This is a genomic window from Pedococcus sp. 5OH_020 (assembly GCF_027812955.1).
In the GTDB taxonomy this organism is placed as follows: Bacteria; Actinomycetota; Actinomycetes; order Actinomycetales; family Dermatophilaceae; genus Pedococcus.
Genome location: NZ_JAPYZV010000011.1, coordinates 15,814 through 41,057 on the forward strand (window position 1 = coordinate 15,814; position 25,244 = coordinate 41,057).

Annotated in this window: 22 protein-coding genes and 1 tRNA gene; 17 read left to right on the plus strand and 6 right to left on the minus strand. The window is 70.5% G+C overall.

Translation table 11 applies throughout. From position 1 onward, the window contains the following. Positions 1 to 65 precede the first annotated feature (65 nt). The 3 genes from PHA84_RS17875 (at position 66) to PHA84_RS17885 (ending at position 4,207) form a co-directional block, all read left to right on the plus strand. Positions 66 to 482 carry a hypothetical protein gene (locus PHA84_RS17875; protein WP_270889500.1) on the plus strand — a complete coding sequence of 139 codons (417 nt, stop codon included), beginning with the start codon at positions 66 to 68 and terminating at the stop codon, positions 480 to 482. 532 nt (positions 483 to 1,014) lie between these two features. Continuing rightward, entirely contained in the window at positions 1,015 to 1,704 is a 690-nt protein-coding gene (locus PHA84_RS17880; protein ID WP_270889501.1) for a ComEA family DNA-binding protein, read from the plus strand. Between the two features lie 70 nt (positions 1,705 to 1,774). Next, positions 1,775 to 4,207, plus strand: a complete 2,433-nt coding sequence (locus tag PHA84_RS17885; RefSeq protein ID WP_270889502.1) for a ComEC/Rec2 family competence protein — start codon at positions 1,775 to 1,777, stop codon at positions 4,205 to 4,207. A gap of 129 nt (positions 4,208 to 4,336) precedes the next feature. On the opposite strand, the gene PHA84_RS17890 is transcribed toward PHA84_RS17885, so the two are convergent. Beyond that, positions 4,337 to 5,266, minus strand: a complete 930-nt coding sequence (locus PHA84_RS17890) for a LysR family transcriptional regulator (protein ID WP_270889503.1) — start codon at positions 5,264 to 5,266, stop codon at positions 4,337 to 4,339. 111 nt (positions 5,267 to 5,377) lie between these two features. Between PHA84_RS17890 and PHA84_RS17895 the strand changes: the two genes are divergently transcribed. Together PHA84_RS17895 and PHA84_RS17900 are read left to right on the plus strand one after the other, a co-directional pair. Then, a complete protein-coding gene (locus PHA84_RS17895) occupies positions 5,378 to 6,664 on the plus strand; it encodes a patatin-like phospholipase family protein (protein WP_270889504.1) in 1,287 nt (428 codons plus the stop codon). After that, a complete protein-coding gene (locus PHA84_RS17900) occupies positions 6,661 to 7,500 on the plus strand; it encodes an NAD-dependent protein deacetylase (protein ID WP_270889505.1) in 840 nt (279 codons plus the stop codon). The genes PHA84_RS17895 and PHA84_RS17900 overlap by 4 nt, the downstream gene beginning before the upstream one ends. Here the strand turns inward: PHA84_RS17900 and PHA84_RS17905 are convergent. Beyond that, entirely contained in the window at positions 7,481 to 8,068 is a 588-nt protein-coding gene (locus PHA84_RS17905) for a class I SAM-dependent methyltransferase (protein ID WP_270889506.1), read from the minus strand. The two genes, PHA84_RS17900 and PHA84_RS17905, sit on opposite strands and share 20 nt — an antisense overlap. Before the next feature lie 18 nt (positions 8,069 to 8,086). Between PHA84_RS17905 and PHA84_RS17910 the strand changes: the two genes are divergently transcribed. Further along, a complete protein-coding gene (locus PHA84_RS17910; RefSeq protein WP_270889507.1) occupies positions 8,087 to 8,623 on the plus strand; it encodes a GNAT family N-acetyltransferase in 537 nt (178 codons plus the stop codon). Between the two features lie 55 nt (positions 8,624 to 8,678). Further along, complete coding sequence (locus PHA84_RS17915; protein WP_270889508.1) at positions 8,679 to 9,092, plus strand: DUF4259 domain-containing protein; 414 nt, start codon at positions 8,679 to 8,681, stop codon at positions 9,090 to 9,092. Between the two features lie 10 nt (positions 9,093 to 9,102). On the opposite strand, the gene lexA is transcribed toward PHA84_RS17915, so the two are convergent. Beyond that, positions 9,103 to 9,843 carry a transcriptional repressor LexA gene (gene lexA / locus PHA84_RS17920; RefSeq protein ID WP_270889509.1) on the minus strand — a complete coding sequence of 247 codons (741 nt, stop codon included), beginning with the start codon at positions 9,841 to 9,843 and terminating at the stop codon, positions 9,103 to 9,105. Between the two features lie 309 nt (positions 9,844 to 10,152). Between lexA and PHA84_RS17925 the strand changes: the two genes are divergently transcribed. Then, positions 10,153 to 10,551 carry a LysM peptidoglycan-binding domain-containing protein gene (locus PHA84_RS17925; RefSeq protein WP_270889510.1) on the plus strand — a complete coding sequence of 133 codons (399 nt, stop codon included), beginning with the start codon at positions 10,153 to 10,155 and terminating at the stop codon, positions 10,549 to 10,551. A 166-nt stretch (positions 10,552 to 10,717) separates the two neighbouring features. Here PHA84_RS17925 and PHA84_RS17930 read toward each other — a convergent pair whose 3' ends face one another. After that, positions 10,718 to 11,953 carry a CHAP domain-containing protein gene (locus tag PHA84_RS17930; RefSeq protein ID WP_270889511.1) on the minus strand — a complete coding sequence of 412 codons (1,236 nt, stop codon included), beginning with the start codon at positions 11,951 to 11,953 and terminating at the stop codon, positions 10,718 to 10,720. A 304-nt stretch (positions 11,954 to 12,257) separates the two neighbouring features. Between PHA84_RS17930 and fdh the strand changes: the two genes are divergently transcribed. Genes fdh through PHA84_RS17950 form a run of 4 tightly spaced genes read left to right on the plus strand, consistent with a single transcriptional unit; the run spans position 12,258 to position 19,149 of the window. After that, positions 12,258 to 15,590, plus strand: coding sequence for a formate dehydrogenase (fdh, locus tag PHA84_RS17935; protein ID WP_270889512.1), 3,333 nt, complete (start codon positions 12,258 to 12,260; stop codon positions 15,588 to 15,590). After that, positions 15,590 to 16,663 (plus strand): 4Fe-4S dicluster domain-containing protein, encoded by a 1,074-nt coding sequence (locus PHA84_RS17940; RefSeq protein ID WP_270889513.1) that lies wholly within the window; start codon positions 15,590 to 15,592, stop codon positions 16,661 to 16,663. The genes fdh and PHA84_RS17940 overlap by 1 nt, the downstream gene beginning before the upstream one ends. Next, on the plus strand, positions 16,660 to 17,727 hold the full coding sequence (gene nrfD / locus PHA84_RS17945) for an NrfD/PsrC family molybdoenzyme membrane anchor subunit (RefSeq protein WP_270889514.1): 1,068 nt from the start codon (positions 16,660 to 16,662) through the stop codon (positions 17,725 to 17,727). Before PHA84_RS17940 ends, nrfD begins: the two co-directional genes overlap by 4 nt. Before the next feature lie 33 nt (positions 17,728 to 17,760). Beyond that, positions 17,761 to 19,149: an OFA family MFS transporter gene (locus tag PHA84_RS17950; protein WP_270889515.1), complete on the plus strand. Its 1,389-nt coding sequence runs from the start codon at positions 17,761 to 17,763 to the stop codon at positions 19,147 to 19,149. A 57-nt stretch (positions 19,150 to 19,206) separates the two neighbouring features. Here PHA84_RS17950 and PHA84_RS17955 read toward each other — a convergent pair whose 3' ends face one another. Further along, on the minus strand, positions 19,207 to 19,650 hold the full coding sequence (locus PHA84_RS17955; RefSeq protein WP_270889516.1) for a rhodanese-like domain-containing protein: 444 nt from the start codon (positions 19,648 to 19,650) through the stop codon (positions 19,207 to 19,209). A 29-nt stretch (positions 19,651 to 19,679) separates the two neighbouring features. Here PHA84_RS17955 and PHA84_RS17960 point away from each other — a divergent pair. Both PHA84_RS17960 and selB read left to right on the plus strand, forming a co-directional pair. After that, positions 19,680 to 19,775, plus strand: a tRNA-Sec gene (locus PHA84_RS17960). A 27-nt stretch (positions 19,776 to 19,802) separates the two neighbouring features. Continuing rightward, complete coding sequence (gene selB, locus PHA84_RS17965; protein ID WP_270889517.1) at positions 19,803 to 21,647, plus strand: selenocysteine-specific translation elongation factor; 1,845 nt, start codon at positions 19,803 to 19,805, stop codon at positions 21,645 to 21,647. Positions 21,648 to 21,762: 115 nt separating this feature from the next. Here selB and PHA84_RS17970 read toward each other — a convergent pair whose 3' ends face one another. After that, complete coding sequence (locus PHA84_RS17970; RefSeq protein ID WP_270889518.1) at positions 21,763 to 22,914, minus strand: winged helix DNA-binding domain-containing protein; 1,152 nt, start codon at positions 22,912 to 22,914, stop codon at positions 21,763 to 21,765. Positions 22,915 to 22,972: 58 nt separating this feature from the next. On the opposite strand from PHA84_RS17970, the gene PHA84_RS17975 reads away from it, so the two are divergent. The 3 genes from PHA84_RS17975 to nrdR all read left to right on the plus strand — a co-directional run bounded on the left by PHA84_RS17975 (position 22,973) and on the right by nrdR (position 25,097). Then, a complete protein-coding gene (locus tag PHA84_RS17975; RefSeq protein ID WP_270889519.1) occupies positions 22,973 to 23,401 on the plus strand; it encodes an SRPBCC family protein in 429 nt (142 codons plus the stop codon). A 66-nt stretch (positions 23,402 to 23,467) separates the two neighbouring features. Continuing rightward, positions 23,468 to 24,193, plus strand: a complete 726-nt coding sequence (locus PHA84_RS17980) for a ZIP family metal transporter (RefSeq protein WP_270889520.1) — start codon at positions 23,468 to 23,470, stop codon at positions 24,191 to 24,193. Between the two features lie 400 nt (positions 24,194 to 24,593). Beyond that, complete coding sequence (gene nrdR / locus PHA84_RS17985) at positions 24,594 to 25,097, plus strand: transcriptional regulator NrdR (protein ID WP_270889521.1); 504 nt, start codon at positions 24,594 to 24,596, stop codon at positions 25,095 to 25,097. Positions 25,098 to 25,244 lie beyond the last annotated feature (147 nt).

Sequence of the window (25,244 nt, forward strand, 5' to 3'; positions counted from 1 at the left end):
GGGAAACAGGTTCGTCAGCACGGGACAGGTGGCGCAACGCGCCGACCTCCGGGAAAGGAGACGTCATGAACGAGAACTGCGCAACGTGCCACCACGACTACGAGGTGACGCCACAGAACGGCGGCATCGTCTTGTTCCTCGACTACGAGCGCGCCAACCACGTCCTCGCGAGCTGTCCCAACTGCAAGGCCGTCGAGGTGATCTACCTGAGGTCCGCGGCCGTCGTCGAGCTGCTCTCCCGTGCCCAGTTCCCCCTGGTCGTCCAGGACAAGCCGACCGCGGAGCGTCGAGAGGCGGCAGACTCCTGCTGGGGCCGCTTCGAGTCCGTTCACGCTCAGGACGAGAGGCGCAAAGCCTGGGACGAGCTGCCGGAGGCGCCCCGGGAGTGGGTGCGGCAGCTCCACGACGACCTGAGGAGCTGGGGGCGTACCCCGCGGCAGGGCCGGCGAACCGTCGGGCAGACCGCGCACGGCGCCGGCTGACCTCCACACTGGCGGAGAACCGGGCAACTGATCGCCGACCCGCGCCGCGCCGCACCAGTGCCGCGCGCCGGCTGGCGGCATGGCGGAGTGTCGAGGCGGAGTGTCGAGGCCTCCGTCCACAGGGTGATGGTCGGGCGAGCTCTCTCCCCACAGGGGCGGCACGCACCATCGCGCGGTGCCGACCGGTCCCTACCGTTCCCGTATGCCGTCGACCCGCCGCTCACACGAGCCGTCACCCCGGCTGCGGGCGTTGCTGGAGCGGAACATCGGGTCGACGCCGGTCACAGGCGAGGGGGCTGGCGCGCCCGCGTCGGACGCCGCTCCCGCGGTCGAGGTCACGCCTTGGCAACCGGCACGGAGCTGGGTGCAGGCCCCTGCTCACCGGCCGTCCGGCTCGGGGGCGCTTCACTCAGACCCGCCGAGGGCGGGTCGCGCAGCTCGACATCGACGGCCTCGTGCACCCCGTCCGGCGCTCCTCACGCTTCCCGCCGCGCTTCGTGGTGCGCGGCTGACCGGGCCACGGGCCGCGGTCGTGGGACTGCTGGTCGTCCTGCTCGCCTCCGCGGGTGTGTTCACCCTGCGGGTCCACCTTGCCCGGGCGTCGAGCGCGCCCCGTAGCGTCGGGCCGCCCAGAGCGCCAGGGTCGGCGCTCGCCACGCCGACGGCGGGGCGCAGCGCTTTCGCCTCCCCGCGGACGAGTTCCGGTGGCGGGGCGCTTGCCACGGCGACGACGCCGACCTCCGCTACAAGGGTTGCGACGGTCACCGTGCACGTCGTCGGCCGGGTGCGCCGGCCGGGTGTGGTGACCTTGGGCGCGGGTTCTCGGGTGGAGGATGCCGTCACCAAGGCAGGAGGTGCTGCCAGGGGCGCAGACCTGACGACCATCAACCTCGCCCGGCAGCTCGTAGATGGCGAGCAGATCAGGGTGAGCCGCCCGGGGGAGGGCGGTGCGGCGGCGGGAGGCCCGGCGTCCGCGAACGGTGGGTCGCTCCCGTCCCCGGCCGCCGGGTCGAGGGTCGCGGGGTTCGGGAGCGCCGTCGATCTGAACCAGGCGACGGCCGCGCAGCTGGAGGAGCTGCCCGGGGTGGGCCCAGTCCTGGCTCAGCGCATCGTCGACTACCGCACCGAGCACGGCCGCTTCACCACGGTCGACGAGCTGGGGGAGGTCAGTGGCATCGGGGAGAAGATCTTCGCGGAGCTTCAGCCGAAGGTGACCGTGTGATGTCGCAAGGCACCGTGATGTCGCAAGGCACCGTGATGTCCCAGGCACCTTGATGTCGCAGGGACCGGTGATGTCGCACGGACCGGATGGGCGGTCCAGCGAATGCCAGGGACGTGCCAGCCCCTCGTCACAACGTGCTGCTCTCGAGGTCGAACGGGCCTCGACGGTCCTGGACCTGAGGCTTCTCGTGCCGGCGCTCGCGGCGTGGGCGTTCTGCGTAGTGGCCTTGTCGTGGTCCATGCGGCCGGTGGTGGTCGCTGCGGCCGTGTTCACCGTCCTGGCTGCCTGCCTGCTGGTGCGCCGCTCTCCACGGCTCGAACGCCTCGGCACCGTCCTGGCCCTCTCCTGTGCCGCGATGGGCTTGGTGGGTGTGGCCGTCGCCGGAGATCTCGGCGTGCGCTCGACCGGTCCGGTGTCCCAGCTGGCCACCGACCACGCTGCGGTCACGCTTGACGGCGTCGTCACCAGTGATCCCGCCTTACGGTCGTCGGGCGGCACGCAGGGTGCCCGCGTCGCCTTCAGCCTTTCGGTCCGCCAGGTGACGGCCAGAGGACAGCGCTTCGCCGTCCACACTCCGGTGCTCGTCATGGCCGACGAGCGCTTCGCTGAGGTGCGGTGGCGCGAGCGGCTCCGCCTCCGAGGCAAGCTGGTGCCGGCCCAGGCAGGTGAGGACGTGGTGGCCATCCTGCGTCCGTCAGGGCTTCCCGTCACGCTCGGGCTTCCTGGGTGGCCCGCACGCGCGGCGGAGCGTCTGCGAGCCGGCCTGCGCCGAGCGGCCGCCCCTTTGCCTGCCGACGCCCGGGGCCTCGTGCCGGCGCTCGTCATCGGGGACACCAGTAGGACCCCGCCCGACCTCACCGATGCCATGCTCGCCACCGGGATGACACACCTGTCCGCCGTCTCGGGCAGCAACGTCGCCATTGTGCTGTCGTTCGCGCTCGGTGGGGCGGGGTTGGCGGGACTCCCGCGTCGGGCGAGGCCGCTCGTCGCGATGCTGGCGCTGGCCGGTTTCGTCGTGCTGGCCCGTCCACAGCCGAGCGTCCTGCGAGCCGCCACGATGGGCGCGATCGGGCTCCTGGGCCTGGGCCGCTCCCGTCGCGGCGCAGGCATCCCGCTGCTCGCCGCCGCGGTCATCATGCTGCTGGTCGTGGACCCGTGGCTCAGCCGGTCGTACGGCTTCGCGCTCTCGACGCTGGCCACGCTAGGGCTGCTTCTCTTCGTGCGCACCTGGGGAGAGGTCATCAGCCGACGGCTTCCGCGGCGGCTGGCCTCGTGGGGACCGGCCCTCGCAATCCCGTTCGCCGCACAGGCGATGTGCGCCCCGGTCATCGTGCTCCTGCAAGGTTCAGTGTCCGTGGTGGGCGTGCTCGCGAACCTGCTCGCCGCCCCGCTGGTGGCGCCGGCCACCATCTCAGGAGTGGCGGCCGCGGTCACGGGACCGTGGTGGCCTTGGGGAGCCGGCGTCCTGTGCTGGGTCGCAGCCGTGCCCACCCTCGGGATCGCCTGGACCGCACGGACCTGCGCGACCATACCGGGCGGCACCTTGCCCTGGCCGGACGGCGCCGTGGGGGCCGTCCTGCTCACCGGTGTGACGGTCGGCCTGTTGCTCTCGGCGCGCTGGTGGGTGCAGGCCGTACGGGTACGGCCCGTGGCCGCTGCGTCGTGCTGCCTACTCGTCGTGGGCGTGGCCGCTCCGACCTCCGCGGTGGTGTGGCCGCCGGCGGGCTGGAGGTTCGTCGCCTGCGATGTGGGCCAGGGCGACGGCTTGGTGCTGGCGACCACGCCGGGCCATGCGGTCCTCGTGGACGCCGGCCCGGACCCGGCGCTGATCAGCTCGTGTCTTCGTCGGCTGCGGGTGACCGTCCTCGACTCCGTGGTGCTGAGCCACTTCCACGCCGACCACGTCGACGGTCTCATCGGCGCCATCAACGGCCGCACCGTCAGGGAGGTCCTCGCGACTCCCGTCCGCGAGCCCGGCTACCAGTGGGACGAGGTGCGCCGGTGGACGACGGCCCGACGCATCCCGGTGGTCGAAGTGCAGGCGGGCGACCACCTGGTCTGGCCGGGGGTCACGGCTGACGTGTGGTGGCCGGAGCGCAGGATCTCCAGCGGCTCGGTTCCCAACAATGGCAGCGTGGTCCTGGCGGTGCGCTCCGGCCCGCTCGATCTCCTCCTGCTGGGCGACGTGGAGCGGGAGGCCGCCCACGCGATCCTGCTCGACCTGCGACGCGACCCCCGGCTGCGAGCCCGCGCAGGCGGATTCGACGTCGTGAAGGTGGCGCATCACGGCTCGTCCAACCTCGACGAGGACCTGATGAGACTGGTGGCCGCGCCGGTCGGCGTCGTGAGCGTGGGGAAGGACAACGACTACGGGCACCCCTCGCCCCGGACGCTCCGAGTTCTGCGAGACGACGGGTATGCCGTGCTGCGCACCGACCAGCGAGGCGATATCGCCGTGGTCACGACCGGGGACGAGGTGACGGTGACGTGGCGCCGTCGATGACGAAGCGGTGTTTCGTCCCCGGCTGAGCGGTGCTCGGCCCGTCCCCGGCTGAGCGGTGCTCCTTCTCCGGCTGAGCGGTGCTCCGTCCGTGCACTGGCTGAGCGGTGCTGCGTCTCTGGCCGAGGGTGGTCAGGTGCTGGCGAGGACCCGCGGCTTCGCCTTGGCCGCCTCGACCAGGGCTTCGATGGTTGCCTGGACGGCGGGTACGCGCTGGAGGTCTGCGGTGGTGACGACGCTGATGGTCCGTCGCGACGCCGGGCTGATCGGAAGGGTGACGACGTCGCGGTGATGGGCTGTGCGCAGGATGAGGTCGGGGACGAGCGCCACACCCAGACCTTCCGCGACGAGGCCGAGCACGGCGACGTAGTCCTCGGTCTCGAACCCGACGTGCGGGGTGAAGCCCGCGTTCGCGCACATCTGCAGCAGGTGACCGCGACAGCGAGGACAGCCGGCGATCCAGTTCTCCTGCGCCAGTGCTGCGAGGTCTACGACATCGCGTTCCGCAAGCGGGTGGTCGTGGGGCAGTGCGAGCCGCACCTCGTCGTCCAGCAGCTTGCTGGTGACGAAGAGCTCCATGTCCTCCTCGCCCCGGGCTACGTCGGTCCCCTCGTAGGCGAACGCGACGGCCAGGTCGCACTCACCGGCCTTGAGGGCGGCCAGCGACTCCGGCGGCTCGGCTTCGGTGAAGGTGACCTGCACGTCGGGGAAACGCTGCTTGACCAGGGCCAGCGCTCGCGGCACCAGGGTGGCCGAGCTCGAGGGGAAGGCCATGAGCCTGACCCGTCCGGCCCGGAGCCCGGCGATGGCGGCGACCTCCTCCTCCGCGGCATCCAGTGCCGACAGCACCGCGACGGCATGCCGGGCCAGCACAGCTCCGGCCTCCGTCAGGCGGACGTTGCGACCCACCCGCTCGACCAGCACCGTGCCCGTCCGCTGCTCCAGCCGACGGACCATCTGGGAGATCGCGGGCTGGGAGTACCCGAGGGCCAGGGCGGCTCCGGTGAAGCTGCCTTCGTCGGCGATGGCCTTCATCACGCGCAGGCCCGCGGCATCGATCATGCAGCAATCATAACTGACTGTTATCGAGAAGCGCGATTGTCGGCTGATCTGTGATGGAAGTCCGTCTCTCAGCGGCGGCTGTCGCAAGCCTCTGGTTACATCGGTCTCACGATGAGTCCCGACCCAACCTCCCCAGCCCGTCCGGCCGGCAGGCCGGCCCAGCTGGGCGTGCCGCCCCTGGAAGAGGGATCTCGACGCCGGCACGGCACGGCCTTGTGCCTGTCGGGCGGCGGCTTCCGCGCGGCGCTATTCCACCTGGGCGCCTGCCGTCGTCTTGACGAGCTAGGGATCCTCGCGATGGTCGACACCGTGAGCGGCGTCTCGGGCGGGTCGATCATCGCCAACCTGCTGGGGGACCCGCGTCTGGAGTACGGCAACGCCTCGGGAAATGTCCGCGTCGGCGGGTTCCAGGAGCTTGTCGCGGAACCCCTCGGCCTGCTCACCAGCCGAAACATCCGCACCCCGGCCCTGATGAGGAAGCTCCAGCCCGCGTCGTGGCGTCGCGCCGACGCGGCCGTCCGCGCGTTGGCCGACGAGCTGGTGGAGGCGATCCCGTGGTGGGAGCGTCCGCTGCGGGAGTCCCGCCCCGTCCTGGCCGTCGTCACGGGCGCCACCGAGGTGTCATACGGCGTCGGCTGGGTGTTCGAGTCGCCGACGCGGCGGCGACCGAGGGGCCGTCTTGGGGACTACCGGATGGGGTATGCCGAACCGCCGACATCCCTGCGCATCGCCGACGCGGTCGCAGCGTCGTGCGCACTGCCCCCGTTCTTCGCCCCCTTGGTCCTGGACGGAGCGGCCATGCACCTGGCGGGCGGGCGTCGCGGGCTGGAGTCACCGGAGGAGCGCCGCAGCCTGCGCAGGCATGTTCGCCTCACGGACGGTGGCATCTACGACAACCTGGGGCTCGAGCCGGTCTGGAAGTCGCACCGTACCGTCCTGGTCAGCGACGGGGGCGCGGTCTTCAAGCCCCATACGGAACGGACCGTCCACGGCCGGATGCTGCGGATCCTCGACGTCGCCACCAGCGGCGGGCAGTCGGTGCGCAGCCGCTGGCTGCACGCCGGTCTCGCCCGCGGGGTGATCCATGGGACGACGTGGGCCCTCGACACGGCGGTGGAGGGCTCCTACCCGGCCGGGACGACGGAGCTCGTCAACGCGGTGCGAACCGACCTGGACGCCTTCTCCGAGCAGGAGCAACACATCCTCGAGCGGCACGGCTATCTCGTCGCGGACGCACAGGTGCGCAGGCACGCCCCCGAGCTCGTCACCCGCGACGCCCCACGGCGACCGCCACACCCGGACGTCGCCGACCCGAGGGTCGTCGAGGCAGCGCTGCGGCACTCTGCCGAGCGGCGGCTCCTCGGACGCAGCGCCTCCGCACGTACCCTTGGCAGGTGACCTCAGCAGCACTGACCGACCAGCTCGACGCTGCAGCCGACCTCCTGGCGGGCGGTGACGTCCTGACGCTGACCGGTGCCGGGATATCGACCGAGTCCGGCATCCCCGACTACCGGGGACCAGACGGCAACCGCCGGGTCACGCCCATGCAGTACTCGGAGTTCATCGGCTCGAGTGCCGCGAGGCAGCGGTACTGGGCCCGCAGCTATGTCGGCTGGCAGCGCTTCACCCCGGCAGAGCCGAACGCAGGTCACCGTGCCGTGGCACGGCTCCAGCGAGCAGGGCTTCTCGGCCACGTCATCACCCAGAACGTCGACGGTCTGCACCAGCGGGCCGGCGCCACCGACGTCACAGAGCTGCACGGCTCCCTCGCCACGGTCGTCTGTCTCACCTGCGGAGACCGGACCAGACGTGCAGATCTGGACGAGCGGATGCATACGGCGAACCCAGGGTTCCAAGTCACGAGCGACGAGATCCGTCCCGACGGGGACATCTCCCTGAACGCCTTGGAGGTCTCCGGCTTCCACGTCCCCCTCTGCCTCGTCTGCGGCCGGGACACCCTCAAGCCCGACGTCGTCTTCTTCGGGGAGTCGGTGCCCAAACCGCTGGTGGAGCGCTGCTTCGCACTCACCGACGAGGCGGGCGCCCTTCTGGTCCTCGGATCGAGTCTCAAGGTGATGAGCGGTTACCGGTTCGTACGCCGGGCCGCCGCGCGGCGCATCCCGGTCGCCATCATCACGCGGGGCCCCACGCGGGGCGACGGCGAGGCCAGCCTCCAGCTGGACGCTCCGCTCGGCCCTACGCTGAGCGAGCTCGTCACCCGGCTGGCCGCCTAGCGATGAGCACCACGTCGATCGCGTCCCCTCCGTCGGTGTGCCTGACAACCTCCTCGCAGCGCTCGACCTGCAAACCGCTGGTGGCGGCTCCGAGCCCCTCCATGGTGTGAAGAAGTGACGGGTCGCTTGGCCCGCCGACCCCCTGCGTGAGGTTGCGCAGCGCGTGGCCTACCACGACGAGCCTGCCACCGACGGAGAGCCAGTCGCGGGCCCGCGACAGCACGTCCTCGGGCAGGTGCAGGTACGAGACGAGGACCAGGTCGTACCGTGCCCCGTCCGGCGGCTGCCAGGAGCGGGCGTCGGCGACGACCCAGTCCACGGAGAGCCGACGGCTGGTCGCCTGCGCCTCGCCCTTGGCCAGCCCGACGGCGGAGAAGTCGACGGCCGTCACCCGCCAGCCCAGCGACGCGAGCCACACCGCATGCCGTCCCTCGCCCGCACCGAGGTCCAGGGCCCTTCCGGGAGACCATCCGCCCACGATGCGCTCCACCTCCGCGTTCGGGCCGGCGCTCCATACGCGGTCACTGGCGGCGTAACGCTCGTCCCACATCTGTCGGCGGTCCGTCATGCTCCTAGCATCGCCGATATGAGCCGGCCCACCACCCCCGTCGTCGTTCGCGACGCGACGGTCCAGGACCTCGCGGCCATGGCGGCCATCTACGACGAGGAGGTCCGTACCTCGGTGGCCACCTTCGACACGGAGCCCCGTGGAGCGGCGTACCTCGCGGACAAGCTGGCGGCGGCGGGGGGCGGCGACATCGTGCTCGTGGCGGTACGCGGAGACGTCGTGCTGGGCTATGCCTACTCCAGCCCGTTCAGACCGCGGCCGGCGTACGCGGGCACGAAGGAGGTGTCGGTCTACCTCGCCTCGCACGCTCGCGGGCTGGGTGTCGGCACACGCCTGTACGAGGTCCTGCTGGGGCGGTTGGACGCGCGCGAGGACGTCCATACGGAGGTGGCCGTGGTGGCACTGCCGAACGAGGCCAGCGAGGCGTTGCACCGCAGGTCGGGGTTCCGGCGGGTCGGGGTGTTGGAGGAGGTCGGTTTCAAGCTCGGGCGGTATGTCGACACTGCCTGGTACCAGCGGCGGCGACAGCCCGTGGACTTCACTGGCGTGTCGTGAGCCGAGTTGGCACGCTCGTGTCATCAGGGCTGTGGTGCGACGAGGGAGGACTGGCATGGGCACCAGTGGAGCCGGACCCTTCGAGAACGACGACGCGCTCGACTTCCTGGACGAGCTCGAGGACTCCAGCCCTCCGGAGCGCCGGGAGAAGGTCGAGTCGGCAATGGGCCGCGTGATCCGTTCCACCGACTACATCGAGGCGCCGGTCATGGCGGAGGCGATCGCGGCAGCCGTCGTCGTGGCGGGCTCGGACGACCCGGAGTGCATCGCCGGGGAGAGGCACGTGCCACGGTGGCTGGACGAGGAGCCGCTGGATGTCGACGACCGGCTGGAAGAGCTCGCCACCCAGGCCCTCCACCGCGCGCTGCGTCCGGACGACAACGAGTGGTGGGAGCTCTGGGACGAGGCTCGCGCCACGGACGAGCTGACGCAGCGGCTCAGCAAGTTCCTCGACGCGCTCGGCGACTAGACCGGCGCGGCTACACCCTGCGGAGGACGGCGGTGACCTTGCCCAGGATGGTCGCGTGGTCGCCGTCGATGGGCTCGAACGCCGCGTTGTGCGGCATCAGCCACACCTTGCCGTCGCGTCGCTTGAACGTCTTGACGGTCGCCTCGTTGTCCAGCAGTGCGGCGACGATGTCACCGTTGTCGGCAGTGGGCTGCTGCCGCACGACGACCCAGTCGCCGTCACAGATCGCCGCGTCCACCATCGAGTCACCGACCACGTGCAGCAGGAACAGCTGACCCTCCCCGACGATCTGGCGGGGGAGCGGGAACACGTCCTCGACCGTCTCCTCTGCCAGGAGAGGCACGCCGGCCGCGATGCGGCCGAGCACCGGGACGTAGGAGGCCTCCGGACGGTGGTCGTTGATCCCCGTCTCGTCCACCACGTCCGGCTCGTAGAGAGCCGTCTCGTCCGAGGCGCTGGCCCCACCGCGGTACCCGCGCATGTCCGCCGGGGAGTCCGGCGAGACGACCTCGATGGCTCGGGGCCGGTTCGGGTCCCGGCGCAGGAACCCCTTGCGCTCCAGGGTCGACAGCTGGTGGGCGACTGAGCTCGGGGACGTGAGTCCGACCGCCTCCCCTATCTCCCGCAGGCTCGGTGGGTAACCGCGTCGGTCCACCGAGTTGCGGATGACCTCCAGGACCCGGCGCTGGCGCACCGTGAGACCGTCGCCACGGTCGCGGTCGGGCAGCTCCTTGACGTTGTCAGCGCTCATGCCGCTCCTCGTATGCCGCTGGTGGGGTGCGCCGGAGGCCGGGTGGCTCTCCGGGGTCATCTGTCGGGCGCTCTGCCCGTGCTCAGTCAGGTGCTGTGTCGGTGGTGTGCCGGTGCTCTGTCGGTGCTCTGTCAGTGCTCTGTCGGTGGCCTCTGTTCTGCTTGAGGCATGGACACAGCGTATGGCGTTCGAACGCCAGTTCCAAACATGTGTTCGACGCGTGTCTTGATGGATTCGAACAGGCGTGCTAGAAATCAGGCACGGGCTTCTTCGTACAGCCGTTCGAAGAACCGACAGATGGAGGACCCGATGAGTGCAGCAGTCGCCTGGGACGTCGCCCCCGCACCGGTGCGGATGCCGGTTCGTCCGGCCCGGCCACGGCTGGTCTCGCTGCCCTGCGGGGAGGCCGCGAAGGCCGTGCCGGCCGCCCCGCTGAGGCTGACCCGCGCAGGGCGCTTGGCGATCACGCTGACCTCCGTGACGGCCGCGCTGGTGACCACCGTGGCACTGTTCTCCGGCGGCGCATCGGCCATGACCATCGACCACTCCACCTCGGTACAGCCAGGGCAGACCCTTTCACAGATCGCGACGGAGCAGCTCCCACAGCTGCCCATGGCCGACGCCGTCGCCCGGATCCAGGTCGCGAACGACCTGACAGGGACGCAGGTGCATGCTGGCCAGACGCTACTCATCCCAGCGGTCGGCTGACGTCTGCGCTGGTCGACGTCTGCGCTGGTCGACGTCTGCGCTGGTCGACGTCTGCGCTGGTCGACGTCTGCGCAGGCTGCGGCTCCCGACTGCTCGAACGGCGCCCCTCAGCCGTCGGAACGCCGCCCGTCCGTCAGCGTGGCAGCACTCGCCGCTGGCATGAGGATCACGCTGCTTTGCACAGGTGGGTCCATCGAAGCGCCGAGGTGTCTCCGGCCCGCTGTACCGCGATCTCGTCCACCCCCACGGCCCCGGCCGTCGCGGTCGTGGGAATCGGCGCGCCCGCCGACATGCGGTAGTACGCCTTTCCGGGAAGCGCAACCAGGACGCTCGCGTCGCTCGGGTGGAAGCTGAGGTGGTTGTAGCTGGTACCACTACCTGCGCGGTCGATCGCGATCTGGTCCACCACCACGGGGGTGCGGTAGCCGCCGATGTTGGTCCACGAGCTGACTACGACCGGAGCTCCTCCCAGGACCCGGTAGACCTCCTGGCGCTGAGCACCTTGGATGAACGTCCCATTGGCCGGCCGTGCCCTCAGATGGTTCCAGTGGCCCCCGGACCCTGCCCGGTCGATCGCGTTCTGGTCGACGGTCACGGTGGGCTTGACGCCACCGAAGGGGGTCCAGGTGGTCACGAGGAGTGGGGCACCTCCGGCGATGCGGTAGGTCTCGCCACGTTGCGCTCCGCGGATGAACGCGCCCTCCGCCGGCCGCGCCGGCAGGGCGGCCAGGGTCGAGCCCGAAACGAGGTGGGTAGGCTGAATGCCGCCGAGGCCCGTCCAGGTGGACGTGAAGACCGGCGCCTTCCCGACCAGCCGGTACACCTCACCGGTCTCCCGCGCCTGCAGGAACGTCCCGGACGGTGGTGGCTGGTAGGCCGTGTCCTTGAAGTGGATGAAGTTGCTCGGATAGTTGACATCGCCGTACGGGACGCGCCATCGCGAGGAGTACCCGCTCCAGGCGGAGTCGGAGATGACGACGTAGCTGCTGGTGACCTCCTCGACATACCCGACGTGGCCATAGGACGGCGCGTAGGCGCTGCCGTAGTTCCACTGGGCGATGGACCCGACCTTCGGGGTCCGGTCGACGCGGTAGCCCTTGGCCTTGGCGTTCGCTGCCCAGCTTCCGGCGTTGCCGAGACCGGAGATGTTCGCCAGACCGTTCCGGCTGAGTCGGTACGCGGCGTAGTTGACGCAGTTGTTGCCGCTGGCACTGACCGGGAAGCCCCAGACGGACCTGCCGGCGTAGCCGGAGAACGAGATGCAGGCCACCGAGGAGGCCTTGCACTCCCGGACCATGGTCGCGGCCTGGGCTGGCAACGCCGTGATGCCCAGAGTGGTCGCCGCCAGCAGGAGCAGGGTCAGGGCCGTGGTCGACGCACGATGGAGGAACGGAGAGGTCATGACTTCCTGGGGGTGGGGGACAGGTCAACGCCATGCGGCGTGACCCGTCTGATCCAGCCATGGTCAGGGGGCCGCCAGCCAGCCTGGCGGGCGACTGGCCGGCCTGTCATGTGGTCGCGCAAACTCCAACCGTGTAGTTCATCTGCGCCCATGCCGACACCGCCTCGAACAAGCGGGGAAGCCGGGGTCGAAGGCGTCTCGAACGAGCGGGGAAGCCGGGTGGAACCGGTGTGGCGGGCGCATCGGGATGCCCCTCGCTGCCCGATATGGCATGTTGGGCCGTAAGTGCAGATGAGGAGGCTCGGTGGACGTCAAGAGGACCTTGCTTTCCTGGCCCGTCGTACGTCAGGTGGCCACCGGCGACCTGCTCGGGCGCGGACCGGCGGTGACCTCGCGGCAGACACGCGAGCTGGCGCCTCGCACCAGCACCGCCGACAGGGTCGTCCAGAGCGTCTGCCCCTACTGCGCCGTCGGCTGCGGCCAGCGGGTGTTCGTCAAGGACGAGCGCGTGGTGCAGATCGAGGGGGACCCGGACTCGCCGATCTCCCGCGGGCGGCTGTGCCCCAAGGGCTCGGCCAGCGAGCAGCTCGTCAACAGCCCCGGACGGCAGACGAAGGTCCGCTACCGACGCCCTGGGGGCACCGAGTGGGAGGACCTGGACCGCGACACCGCCGTGGACCTCATCGCCGAGCGGTTCATCGAGAGCCGGCGTAGAGGCTGGCAGGACCACGACGAGAACGGCCGTCCCCTGCGCCGGACCATGGCCATCGCCTCGCTCGGCGGCGCAACGCTGGACAACGAGGAGAACTACCTCATCAAGAAGCTCTTCACGGCGGCGGGCGCGATCCAGATCGAGAACCAGGCGCGTATTTGACACTCCGCCACGGTCCCCAGTCTGGGGGCCTCGTTCGGCCGTGGCGGTGCCACGCAGTACCTGCAGGACCTGGCCAACGCCGACTGCATCGTGATCCAGGGCTCCAACATGGCCGAGTGCCATCCGGTGGGGTTCCAGTGGGTCGCGGAGGCGAGGCGCAGAGGCGCCAAGGTGATCCACATCGACCCGCGGTTCACCAGGACCTCGGCGAGCGCTGACAAGCACATCCCGATCCGGGCCGGCAGCGACGTGGTCTTCCTCGGAGCCCTGGTGAACCATGTCCTGGCGAAGGAGCTCTACTTCCGGGACTACGTCGTGGCGTACACGAATGCCTCGACCCTGGTCAACGAGGACTACCGCGACACCGAGGCCCTCGACGGCCTGTTCTCCGGCTACGACCCGGAGAAGGGCGCGTACAGCCTGAAGTCCTGGGCCTACGAGACTGACGGCTCCGACGACCAGAACCGGGCGGGGTCTGTGGGCGAGGCGGGTCCCGAGGAGCACGGGGCCATGAAGTCGGACCACTCCGCCGGTGACCAGCACGGTTCGGGTGGGCCGGCGCTGGAGCACGCCAAGGTCCTACGGGACGAGACCCTGCAGCACCCCCGGACGGTCTTCCAGATCCTCAAGCGGCACTACGCGCGCTACACACCGGAGCTGGTGGCCGACACGTGTGGCATCTCGGTCGACGACTTCCACTACGTGGCCAAGGCGATCACCGAGAACAGCGGGCGCGACAGGACGACCTCCTGGGTCTACTCGGTCGGCTGGACCCAGCACACGCTCGGCGCGCAGTTCATCCGGACCTCGGCGATTCTGCAGCTGCTGCTGGGGAACATGGGACGTCCCGGCGGCGGCATCATGGCGCTGCGGGGCCATGCGAGCATCCAGGGCTCGACCGACATCCCGACGCTCTACAACATCCTCCCCGGGTACCTCGCGATGCCGATGGCCGGCACCCACGACACCTGGGAGCAGTACCTGGACGCGATCGCCAGCAAGGAGCAGAAGGGCTTCTGGGCCAACGCCGACGCGTATGCCGTGAGCCTGCTCAAGTCATGGTGGGGCGACACGGCGACCGCGGAGAACAACTGGTGCTACGACTACCTGCCGCGGCTCAGCGGGCCGCACGGGACGTACCAGACCGTGATGTCGATGCTCGAGGACGAGGTGGAGGGCTACTTCCTCCTCGGGCAGAACCCGGCGGTCGGCTCCGCCCACGGGCGGATGCAGCGGCTCGGGCTCTCACACCTGAAGTGGCTCGTCGTGCGCGACCTCAACCTGATCGAGTCGGCGACGTTCTGGAAGGACGGGCCCGAGATCGCGACAGGGGAGCTGAAGACCGAGGACATCCAGACGGAGGTGTTCTTCCTGCCGCCGGCCTCGCATGTAGAGAAGGCGGGCACGTTCACGCAGACCCAGCGGCTGCTCCAGTGGCGGCACAAGGCCGTCGCGCCGCCCGGCGACTGCCAGAGCGAGCTCGAGTTCTTCTACGAGCTCGGCCGGCGGATCCGCCAGAAGCTCAAGGACTCCACCGACCCCCGGGACCGCCCGCTCCTCGACCTCACGTGGGACTACCCGGTGGACGAGACGGGCGAGATCGACCCGACAGCGGTGCTGCTCGAGATCAACGGCGTGCACCTGACCGGGGCTGACGCCGGCAAGCCGCTCGACACGTACATCGACATGCGCGCGGACGGCTCCACGACAGGCGGGTGCTGGATCTACACCGGCGTGTTCGGCGGCGGCGTCAACCATGCCGCGAGCCGGGTTCCAGGACGCGAGCAGAACGAGGTGGCCCTGGACTGGGGCTGGGCCTGGCCGATGAACCGCCGCATCCTCTACAACCGCGCGTCCGCAGACCCGGACGGCAAGCCGTGGAGCGAGCGGAAGGCCTACGTATGGTGGGACGAGGCGTCCGGGAAGTGGACCGGCGACGACGTGCCCGACTTCCCGGTGACCACCCGACCCGACTACCGTCCGGGCGAGGGCACGGGTGGTCCTCAAGGCCTCGCCGGCGACGACCCCTTCATCATGCAGGCCGACGGCAAGGGGTGGCTCTTCACGCCGAAGGGCATGCTCGACGGGCCCCTGCCGACGCACTACGAGCCGCAGGAGTCCCCGGTCCGCAACCCGCTCTACGCGCAGCAGTCCAACCCCGCGCGAAAGGTGTTCCCGCGCAAGGACAACCTGTGGGCACCCTCCGCGGGCGCGCCTGGCTCGGAGGTCTACCCGTACGTGTTCACCACGTACCGCCTCACCGAGCACCACACGGCCGGCGGAATGTCCCGGTGGCTCCCGTACCTCGCGGAGCTCCAGCCGGAGTTCTTCTGCGAGGTCTCGCCTGAGCTCGCCGCCGAGCGGGGCCTGGAGAACGGAGGCTGGGCCACGCTGGTGTCGGCACGCACGGCGATCGAGGCGCGAGTCCTGGTGACCGAGCGGATGACTCCCATGACGATCGGGGGTCGCACGATCCACCAGATCGGGCTGCCATACCACTGGGGTGTGGGCAGCGAGGCGCTGGTGACCGGCGACGCGGCCAACGACCTGCTAGGCGTCGCGCTCGACCCCAACGTGCAGATCCAGGAGTCCAAGGTCGGCTCCTGTGACATCAAGCCGGGGCGCAGGCCGCGGGGCGAGGAGCTCCTTCGGCTCGTGGCCGAGTACCAGTCGCGGTCCGGGACGACGGTCATGACGGGCAACGAGCTCGACACGACGGGGGCGGACGCGACAGACATCGACTCGACAGGGCAGGAGCACTGATGGGGTTCTGGAAGAACCAGCTGACGGGTCCCACGGATCCCGCCACCGACGCGGCCTGGGACACCGGCAAGCCCCGGAAGGGGTTCTTCACCGACACCTCCATCTGCATCGGGTGCAAGGCGTGCGAGGTGGCCTGCAAGGAGTGGAACGCCGTCCCCGAGGACGGGCTGGGGCTGCTGGGCTCGTCCTACGACAACACCGGTGCCTTGGGAGCGAGCACCTGGCGGCACGTCGCATTCGTCGAGCAGGACGGTGACCGCATCGCCACGGCGCGCGAGTCTGGCCGCCGCCTGGTCGACCTCGGTATGCCGGCACTTCGCGCGACCGCGGAGGCGGCCGGCGGGTCCAGTGATGGGTCGGGTGTGACCGACCTGCGCGGGGCCACCCCCACGGAGCGCACCGCGGTGGGGCAACGCGAGTCCACAGGGCAGCCCTTCCAGGACGGTGGCTCGGCGGGGGTGGCCGTCGCAGAAGCCGAGATCCCGGACTTCCGGTGGCTGATGTCCTCGGACGTGTGCAAACACTGCACGCACGCCGCATGCCTGGACGTCTGCCCCACGGGAGCGCTGTTCCGCACCGAGTTCGGCACGGTGGTCGTCCAGGACGACGTGTGCAACGGCTGCGGCTACTGCGTCGCCGCGTGCCCGTTCGGCGTGATCGAACGCCGCCCCGGCGAGGACACGGTGAAGAACGCCGGCATCGCCCAGAAGTGCACCCTGTGCTACGACCGGATCGGCCACGACCAGACCCCTGCCTGCGCCCAGGCCTGTCCCACCACGTCGATCAAGTTCGGCGACCTCGCACAGATGCAGGACGCGGCGCGCGAGCGTGTCGACGTACTGCATGACCTGGGTTACCCGGAGGCGCGGCTCTACGGCGCGAACGAGAACGACGGGGTCGGTGGCACGGGCTCGGTCTTCCTGCTGCTCGACGAGCCGGAGGTGTACGGCCTGCCGCCGGACCCCAGGGTCACCACGGCGGCGCTACCCGACATGTTCCGCAAGGCCGGCTTCGCGGCGGTCGCGATGCTCGGGCTCGCGGCGGCGTCGTTCGTAGGAGGTCGCCGGCGATGACGACCAACCCGCTCGACGCCGACCGGCCGCCCGAGCGCACCCGGGCGGAGCGGCGAGCCGAGCGTCGGGCCGGTGGGGGACGGCGCGACGAGTCGCTCATGGTTCCGGACGTGAAGTTCGAGAGCTACTACGGCCGCTCAGTGGTGAAGCCGGCTCCCTGGGAGGCCGACATCCCGGCGTACATCTTCCTCGGCGGGGTCGCCGCGGGTTCAGGTCTCATCGGTGCCGGGGCGGCCGCGAGGAGGCTGCCGACGTTGCGCCGCAACGCGCGCTACTCCGCGCTCGCAGCCGTGGCAGTGGGAGGCCTCGCACTGGTGCGCGACCTCGGTAAGCCCTCGCGCGCGCTCAACATGATGCGGACGGTCAAGGTCACCTCGCCGATGTCCGTCGGGAGCTGGATCCTCACCGCCTTCGGCGCGTTCGCCGGGCTGGCCGTCGCCAGCGAGGCGGGTCAAGGGTTCCTGGACCGGGACTCCGGCCTGGCGAAGGTGCTTCGTGTCGCGGACCCCGCCGCGTCTGCGGGCTCCGCTCTGATGGCGCCCCCTCTTGCGGCGTACACCGCGATACTCCTGGCGGACACCGCGTCGCCCACGTGGCACGAGTCGTACCGTCAGCTGCCGTTCGTGTTCGTCGGCTCCGCGAGCGCGGCGGCGGCCGGTCTCGCGTTGCTGACCTCGCCCCCGGAACAGACCGGGCCGGCGCGACGGATGGCGGCGGCCGGCGCGGCACTGGAGCTCGTGGCGATGCACAGGATGGAGGGCAACCTCGGCGAGGTGCTCGCGGAGCCGCTGCGCACCGGACGAGCCGGCCTACTCCTGCGCGCGAGCAAGGCGTTGACCGGCGCCGGCGCAGTGACCGCAACGGTATTCGGGCGCAACCGCGTCGCCGCAGGCCTGAGCGGGCTGGCGCTCCTGGCGGGTTCGGCGTGCACGCGTTTCGGAGTGTTCGAAGCGGGCATTGAGTCCGCCAAGGACCCTCGCTACACCGTCTCACCGCAACGGGAGCGTCTGGAGCGGCGTCGCGCCGAGGGGGTCACCGACGACGCCATCACGACAAGTCGATAGGGGTGCGTATCCGGCCCCTGAAGGGAGAGACCGATGAGCGAGTCCTCACGCACCCGAACGCTGGACGCAGGCCCTCAAGGCCATGACACCGCCACGCCGAACCGCTGGCTGATCCTCGTCGCCGGGGTGCTGGTGCAGCTGGCCATCGGGGCGGTCTACGCATGGAGCGTGTTCGCCAAGGCGCTGCAGAGCCAGGAGGCCTTCGGCTGGTCGAAGTCCACGGCCTCCATCCCGTTCGAGGTCGTCATCGGGATGATCTTCGTCGGCAGCTTCGTCGGTGGTCGCATCCAGGACCGCAAGGGTCCGCGGATCGTCGCGCTGGTCGGAGGGGTGATCTACGCGGTCGGCGTGATCCTGGCGTCGTTCGCCACCGACGAGAGCAAGCTGTGGCTGCTGGTTCTCGGGTATGGCGTGCTCGGCGGCTTCGGCCTCGGGATGGTCTACATCGTGCCGATCGCCATGCTGCAGAAGTGGTTCCCCGACAAGCCGGGTCTGATCACCGGCATCGCGGTCGCAGGCTTCGGCTTCGGTGCCGTCATCACCGCGCCGGTGGGGCAGCGGCTCATCGACGCGACGCCGTCGGTGCCGACGAAGGCGTTCCTCCCCTTGGGTATCGGCTACCTCGTGGCGATCCTGTTGGGTGCCAGCCTCTTCCGGAACCCCCCGGCCGGATACCAGGTGCCGGGGACTGCCCGGGGGGCCTCCTCTGCGCCGGCCCGTGCACCGAGGTCCGGCGGCGCCACCACTACGGCGCCAGACGGCGGGGCGGCCTCCACGCCCGCCAGCGTGGTGGCCTCGGAGCGCACGCCCACCAGAGACTTCCCGACGAACGAGGCGCTCTCCACCCCGCAGTGGTACCTGCTGACGGCGATCCTGACGCTCAGTGTCACCGCCGGGATCTCGCTGATCTCCGTCGCAGCGGGGTCGGCGACCGATGTCGCGGGCTTCTCCAAGCTCGCCGCCGCCAGCCTCGTCGGAACGCTCGGCCTCTTCAACGGCGGCGGCCGCATCCTGTGGGGCTGGCTGTCCGACAGGATCGGCAAGATGCCCGCGTTCATGGGGATCCTCGGTATCCAGGGCATCTGCCTGATCCTGATCCCGCATGCCTCCTCGCCCGCCATGTTCGCCATCCTCGCGGCGCTGGTCTACACCTGCTACGGCGGCGCGTTCGGGACGATGCCGTCCACGGCCGGTCGCTTCTTCGGCGTCAAGAACGCGGGCGCGATCTACGGGCTGATGCTCATCGGCTGGAGCATCGGCGGGGTCGTCGGGCCACTGTTGATCGCGAAGCTCATCGGCGACGAGAAGGCGTACACCCGCGGCTTCACAGTGGTGGGGATCATTGCGCTCGTCGCCCTGGTCATCCCGCTGGTCACCCGGAAGCCGCGCGACGGCGCTGGTTCCGACGTCACGGCTTCCTGAGAAGTCGGTACTGAGGGAGCCGCGCACCCAGGTGGCCGCGGGTCAAGCGGTCGGTCCTCACTGCCGCACGTCTGCGCCATCCGCACTCAGCGGCAGTCCCTCCTGCGACCACGCCTCGACGCCGCCGACCACGTCGGTAGCGTCGAGGCCCAGTGCGCGGAGCGCGGCCGCGGCGAAGGAGGAGCTGTAGCCCTGGCGGCACAGCACGACCACCCGTCGCCCGGGTGCGGTCTCGGGGATGCTGTACGCGCTCGTGGGGTCCAGGCGCCACTCGAGTACGGTGCGGTCGATGACGATCGCACCGGGGACCTCTCCGACGGCAGCGCGCTGTGAGGGAGTGCGGGTGTCGACCAGCAGGGCACCCTCGCGCTGCTCGTGGAAAGCCTCCGTAGGTGTGAGCCGGTCCAGCCCTTGGCGGACCGTCGCCAGGAGCTCATCGACCCTGCTGGGCTGGCTTCGTTCGGGACTCGCGTGACCCCCGTCGCTACCCCCGCTGCCCACGGTGCGACTCTACGGCTAGCGTTGCGCCCGGAGGTGTCTGGGCACCTGGTGGTCCCCCCGGTCTTCAAAACCGGTGAGGCCGAGTATCTCGGCCTGGCGGGTTCGATTCCCGTCCACCTCCGCCAGCTCGTCAGAGGGAAAGGCACACCCGCGTGCACGTCGTCGCGACCGCCGGGCACGTCGACCACGGCAAGTCCGCCCTGGTGCGTGCGCTCACCGGGATCGAGCCGGACCGGTGGGACGAGGAACATCGTCGCGGTCTGACGATCGACCTCGGCTATGCGTGGACGACCTTGCCCGCGGGGGAGCAGCTGGCGTTCGTGGACGTCCCGGGGCACGAGCGGTTCATCGGCAACATGCTCGCGGGTCTCGGCCCCGTGCCGGCGGTCCTGTTCGTCGTCGCCGCCGACGAGGGGTGGCGCCGGCAGTCGTCGGAACACCTGGCTGCCGTGGACGCCCTCGGCATCCGGCACGGACTGCTCGTGGTGACCCGCACCGACCTGGCGGACCCCGCCGCGACGCTGTCGCGAGCCGCTGGGCGACTGGCGGCGTCCAGCTTGCGCGGCGTTCCGGCCGTGGCGGTCTCGGCGCGAACCGGCGAGGGGCTCGACGACCTGCGTACGGCGCTCAGCGGGCTCGTGTCGTCGTTGCCACGGCCGCGTGCGCAAGGGCGAGTGCGTCTGTGGGTCGACCGGGCCTTCAGCATCAAGGGAAGCGGCACAGTCGTCACGGGCACCCTGGGGGAGGGCACCATCGCGCTCGGGGACCGGTTGGAGCTCTCGGGTCGTGAGATCGCGGTGCGCGGCCTTCAGTCCCTGGGGCAGCCGGTGCGCGAGGCGGAGCCGGTATGTCGGGTCGCCGTGAACCTGCGAGGCCTCAGCGCCACAGACGTGGCCCGGGGGGACGCGTTGCTGACTCCGGACGCGTGGCGACCGACCGGTGTCGTCGACGTCAGACTCGTTACTGCGTACTTCGGGGACCCAGCGGGTCGTCACCGTGCCGGCGACCCGGTTCAGGCGCTGCGAGCCGACCCGGGGGAGGCGCGAGCCCTAGACCTCCCCGCAGAAGGCGTGCTGCACGTCGGGACTGCCGCGGTCGGCGTGCGGATCCGGCCGCTGGGGGCTGAGGTGGCTCGCCTGACGCTCGGTCGCGCGCTGCCTCTGGTGGCGGGCGACCGCGCGATCCTTCGTGACCCCGGGTCCCGCGCCCTGCTCGGCGGCCTGGTGCTCGACGCCGACCCTCCGGTCCTGCAACGCCGGGGCGCCGGTGCCCGCCGCGCTGAGGAGCTGGCCGGCGCCACCGGCATACCGGACCTCGTGACGGAGGTGGGCAGGCGTGGAGCGATGCGGGTGCGCGACGCAGAGGCTCTCGGAATCCTCTTCGCACCAACGGCTACCGACGCCGCGACCGTGCGGCGAGTTGGTGACTGGCTGGTCGCCGAGCAGGCCCTGGCTCAGTACGCGTCGGCCCTTGCCGCCGCGGTGTCGCAGCAGGCTCGGACGGCACCGCTGGAGCCCAGCCTCTCCGTGGAGGCCGCGCGCGCTGCGGCCGGCGTGCCTGACCGCGCGCTCGTGACGGCCGTCGCGGCGCGTGCCGGACTCGAGGTCCGCGACGGGCGCGTCTGGCAGCCCGGGGTGGCCGCCGACCTCGGGGCGGCCGAGGAAGGGCTGCGACGGATCGAGCAGCGCCTGGCGGCTGCCCCGTTCCAGGCCCCGGAGCGGCCGGAGCTCCAGGCGGCCGGGCTCGGCAACCGTGAGCTCGCCGCGGCCGAGCGCACGAAGCGAATCCTTCGGCTCGACGACGACGTGGTGCTGCTGCCCGACGCACCGGCGCGAGCGATGCGCGAGCTCTCCCGCCTGGACCAACCGTTCACCTTGAGCGAGGCCAGACAGGCGCTCGCCACGACTCGCCGCGTCGCCGTTCCGCTCCTGGAGTACCTCGACCGCAGGGGCTGGACGTCGCGAGTGGACTCGAACCGTCGCCAGGTCCGCCGCTGAGCGACAACGCAACCGCGACTGCCGTCATCGCTGCCGCGACCACAGGTCTGGGATGCGCGGCTGGGCATCACGGGTCTCGGGTCACCGCCGCGGCATCAGGGTTTGGGGTCACGGCTCAGCGGTCGTCGCGTCGCGCTCGCCGTGCGGGGTGGCCCATCACGCCGCCCCACAGATGCGGTTTGCCCTCGTTCTCGAAATACGACAGGGCACGCCCGAGGAACGTCGCAAGCCGTTGGGCGGCGAGCCGCACCTGCTCCCGCTCATCATCGCCGAGGCCCGGTGCGAGCCGCGCGTCCAGCTCGACGACTGACCCCCGGACGGTCCGCTTCCAGAGCCCCACGTTGACGCGGTCGAGGACGATCCACGCCCAGAACGGGTCCGCGTGCTCGGCATACGGATGACCCGGCCGCGAAGGGAACGTCACCTGGCGATAGGTCAGCACCGCCTCGTCGTACGTCGGGAAGAGGTACGCGCGCGGGGCCGTCGCCCGGGCGCGGGGAACCACCGACGGGTCGAACCAGTGACGGATCCCGGCCACCTCGACCGGCTCGAGCACGCCGCCCAGGTCCGCAAGCGCCGCCTTCGTGTCCGCCACCGTGAGGGACGACCAGCGGGTGAAGTCCTTGACGGAAGCCGGCCCATGGCCCGCGAAGAACCGTCGTACCAGCTCTCTGACGCCGTCCTGGCGGTCGAGCGACGGTGAGGGCGGCACCACGTCGTCCACCAGAGCGTACGAGTGGTGGACGCCCTTCATGGGCCCGGAACACAGCAGGCCGCGCAGCTCCGCCACCAGCAGCAGGTGACCGAGCGGCGGGCCTGGGGTGATGGGGCTGCCCCGGGCTGTGAACTCGTCGTTGATCTCCGGTCGGGTGAGGAACCGTTTGCCCTGCACCAGCTTTGCGAGCAGCTCGAGGCCGTCACCCAGGCGTTGGACGTCGTCCAGCCCGAGCTGGCGATGCCTGCCTGCCATCCCCGACAGGACCCGGGGAGAGGTGACCTCCAGGATCCACCGCAGGTCCTCGGCGGCAACGAAATGCCACGTCGGTCTGAGGATGTGCGTGCGCAGGAAGCGTCCGGAGTCCAGCTCGGCCTGCACCGCGGGATACGTCGAGCCGCGTGAGCGAAGCCCCAGTGAGAAGAAGGCATGGTCGCGCTCCTGGCTCTGCACGCAGGTCAGCAGGCGCACGGCATCAGCCGCGCTGGGCATCGGGGCTGAGCTGAGCCGCTGCGTCGTCAGCCGCCGACGCAGGACTCGGTCGAGTTCCATGACGCCATCCTGCCCAAGGGGGCTGACAGTGCGCGATGGCGGAGCGGACGATTGGGTCATGGAGCACAGCACCGTCGTTGACATCGCTGCTTCCCCTCAGCGCGTGTGGCAGGTGCTGACCGACGTCGAACGCTGGCCGGACTGGACCCGCTCCGTGCGGTGGGTGCGGCGCCTCGAGGAGGGGCCACTGCGCACGGGCTCCCGGGCGAAGATCAGCCAGCCGCGCCTGCCCACGGTCGACTGGACCGTCATCGACCTCGAACCCGAGGAGGGCTTCACCTGGGTCTCCACGGGCCCCGGGTCGAAGGCCACCGCGCGGCACTGGATCCAGCCGCTGCCCGGTGGCGGCTCGACCGTGCGGCTCTCGGTGGAGCAGAGCGGACCTCTCGGCGTCCTGGTCGGGCGCCTCTACTCGGGCCTGACAGACCGGTACCTGGCCATGGAGGCCGCCGGTCTCAAGAGGCAGTGCGAGGCCTCCGTCACCTAACATGCAGAGGCCACGCGGCCGCTGCCCGCGCCGTGGCGAAGGAGTCCGACGACCCGTGGAGTGACCGTGCTGCAGGCTGGGTTCTGGGGGTTCGTCGGAGGTGCGGCTCTGCTCATCGGCGCCGCGGCCGGGATCTGGCTGCCCACGTCCAAGAGGGTGATCGGCTGGGTGATGGCCTTCGGCTCGGGCGTGCTCGTCAGCGCGCTCACCTTCGAGCTGACGCGCGAGGCCTACGACCGAGCGGGCGGAGTTGCCACCGTGCTGGGCCTGGTCGCCGGTTCGGTGGTGTTCTTCGTGGGGGACTGGCTGGTCGACAACCACGGTGGGAACCGGCGCAAGAGCCCGAACGGTCCGCAACCGGGTGCCGCGGGGACAGCCCTGGCGCTCGGCGCCCTCTTGGACGGCATTCCCGAGAGTGCGGCCATCGGCGTCAGCACGATCGGCGGCGGGGGAGTCGGGATCGCCGTCGTGGCGGCGGTCTTCCTTTCGAACATCCCCGAGTCCCTGTCATCCTCGGCGGGTATGCGTTCGGCGGGCCACAGTGCCCCACGGATCTTCCGGCTATGGGTTGCTGTGACGGTCGCCTCGACCATCGCAGCAGCGCTCGGCTACGTCCTGCTCGACGGTGCCAGCCCCGCGGTTGTCGCGACCATCCAGGCGTTCGCCGCCGGCGCCATCCTGACCATGCTGGCCGACACGATGGTCCCCGAAGCGGTCGAGCATGCGGGTCGGCTTGTCGGCCTGCTGACGGTGCTGGGCTTCACGGCGGCCTTCCTGCTCTCGATGGCCTGAGGTCGACAGGGCGAGGGGACGGCAGCACCACTGGCCTTCCGCCCGTCCCCCGCCGTATGACGCCGCCCCGGCACCAGATGTGGTTGAGGCCAGGGGGCCAAACCCCATATCTGGCCTCGTCGGGCGCCCCAGTGGTCACTTCAGTGCCCGATTGGGCGTGTCGAGAGGGTCGTTGCCAGGCCGCTGACCTGCGCGGATGCACACTCGTGGAGCACTTTGGCCAACCGGGTTGCGTCCCAGGCCACAGTGGGACAAGATACCTATATCTAGTGGTTACACCGTTGTAGTTCGTCCACATGTAGTGCACAGCCCTACCCCGGTTCTCCACACGTTGTCCCCACCAGGTCCACAGCTCGGTCCCCAGAAGGGGCTGGGAGCGCCTCACGAGAGGGAGGAAGCCATGCACTGTCCGTTCTGCCGGCACACCGACTCCCGCGTGATGGACTCCCGCACGACCGACGACGGCAGCTCGATCCGCCGGCGTCGCCAGTGCCCGGAGTGTGGACGCCGCTTCACCACCATCGAGACCGCGAGCCTGACGGTGACCAAGCGCTCCGGCGCGAGCGAGCCGTTCAGCCGGGCCAAGATCCTCGTCGGCGTCCGAAAGGCCTGCCAGGGCCGGCCGGTGACCGAGGACGACCTCGCGCTGCTGGCCCAGCGCGTGGAGGAGTGCATCCGTCAACAGGGGCAGGCGGAGGTCGAGGCGCACGAGGTCGGTCTGGCCATCCTCGGGCCGCTGCGCGAGCTCGACGAGGTCGCCTACCTGCGGTTCGCCTCGGTCTACCAGGCCTTCGACAGCCTTGAGGACTTCGAGGCCGCGATCACCTTGCTGCGCGCCGAGCGTGAGGCCACCGGCAGGGAGCCCTCGCGACCACAGACCAAGGCGGGTTTGCCGCCGGGCTAGGTCCCCCGGCAGCTCTGCCTGCCGCATCACCAGAGCATCACAGCCGCACCACCACAGCATCACGGCACACCACCAGAGCGGCAGGGGCACTGTCAGTGCCCTTTGAAACCATAGAGACCATCACCAGGGGCTAGGGAGGCCACCACC

Bases quoted from the DNA above. Each gene is read 5' to 3' on its own strand.
- PHA84_RS17950 (WP_270889515.1), top strand. From the start codon at position 17,761: ATGAGCGAGTCCTCACGCACCCGAACGCTGGACGCAGGCCCTCAAGGC.
- nrdR (WP_270889521.1), top strand. From the start codon at position 24,594: ATGCACTGTCCGTTCTGCCGGCACACCGACTCCCGCGTGATGGACTCC.
- PHA84_RS17925 (WP_270889510.1), top strand. From the start codon at position 10,153: ATGAGTGCAGCAGTCGCCTGGGACGTCGCCCCCGCACCGGTGCGGATG.
- PHA84_RS17975 (WP_270889519.1), top strand. From the start codon at position 22,973: ATGGAGCACAGCACCGTCGTTGACATCGCTGCTTCCCCTCAGCGCGTG.
- PHA84_RS17885 (WP_270889502.1), top strand. From the start codon at position 1,775: ATGTCGCACGGACCGGATGGGCGGTCCAGCGAATGCCAGGGACGTGCC.
- PHA84_RS17875 (WP_270889500.1), top strand. From the start codon at position 66: ATGAACGAGAACTGCGCAACGTGCCACCACGACTACGAGGTGACGCCA.
- PHA84_RS17905 (WP_270889506.1), bottom strand. From the start codon at position 8,068: ATGACGGACCGCCGACAGATGTGGGACGAGCGTTACGCCGCCAGTGAC.
- nrfD (WP_270889514.1), top strand. From the start codon at position 16,660: ATGACGACCAACCCGCTCGACGCCGACCGGCCGCCCGAGCGCACCCGG.
- lexA (WP_270889509.1), bottom strand. From the start codon at position 9,843: ATGAGCGCTGACAACGTCAAGGAGCTGCCCGACCGCGACCGTGGCGAC.
- PHA84_RS17915 (WP_270889508.1), top strand. From the start codon at position 8,679: ATGGGCACCAGTGGAGCCGGACCCTTCGAGAACGACGACGCGCTCGAC.
- PHA84_RS17910 (WP_270889507.1), top strand. From the start codon at position 8,087: ATGAGCCGGCCCACCACCCCCGTCGTCGTTCGCGACGCGACGGTCCAG.
- PHA84_RS17970 (WP_270889518.1), bottom strand. From the start codon at position 22,914: ATGGAACTCGACCGAGTCCTGCGTCGGCGGCTGACGACGCAGCGGCTC.
- PHA84_RS17930 (WP_270889511.1), bottom strand. From the start codon at position 11,953: ATGACCTCTCCGTTCCTCCATCGTGCGTCGACCACGGCCCTGACCCTG.
- PHA84_RS17940 (WP_270889513.1), top strand. From the start codon at position 15,590: ATGGGGTTCTGGAAGAACCAGCTGACGGGTCCCACGGATCCCGCCACC.
- PHA84_RS17890 (WP_270889503.1), bottom strand. From the start codon at position 5,266: ATGATCGATGCCGCGGGCCTGCGCGTGATGAAGGCCATCGCCGACGAA.
- PHA84_RS17895 (WP_270889504.1), top strand. From the start codon at position 5,378: ATGAGTCCCGACCCAACCTCCCCAGCCCGTCCGGCCGGCAGGCCGGCC.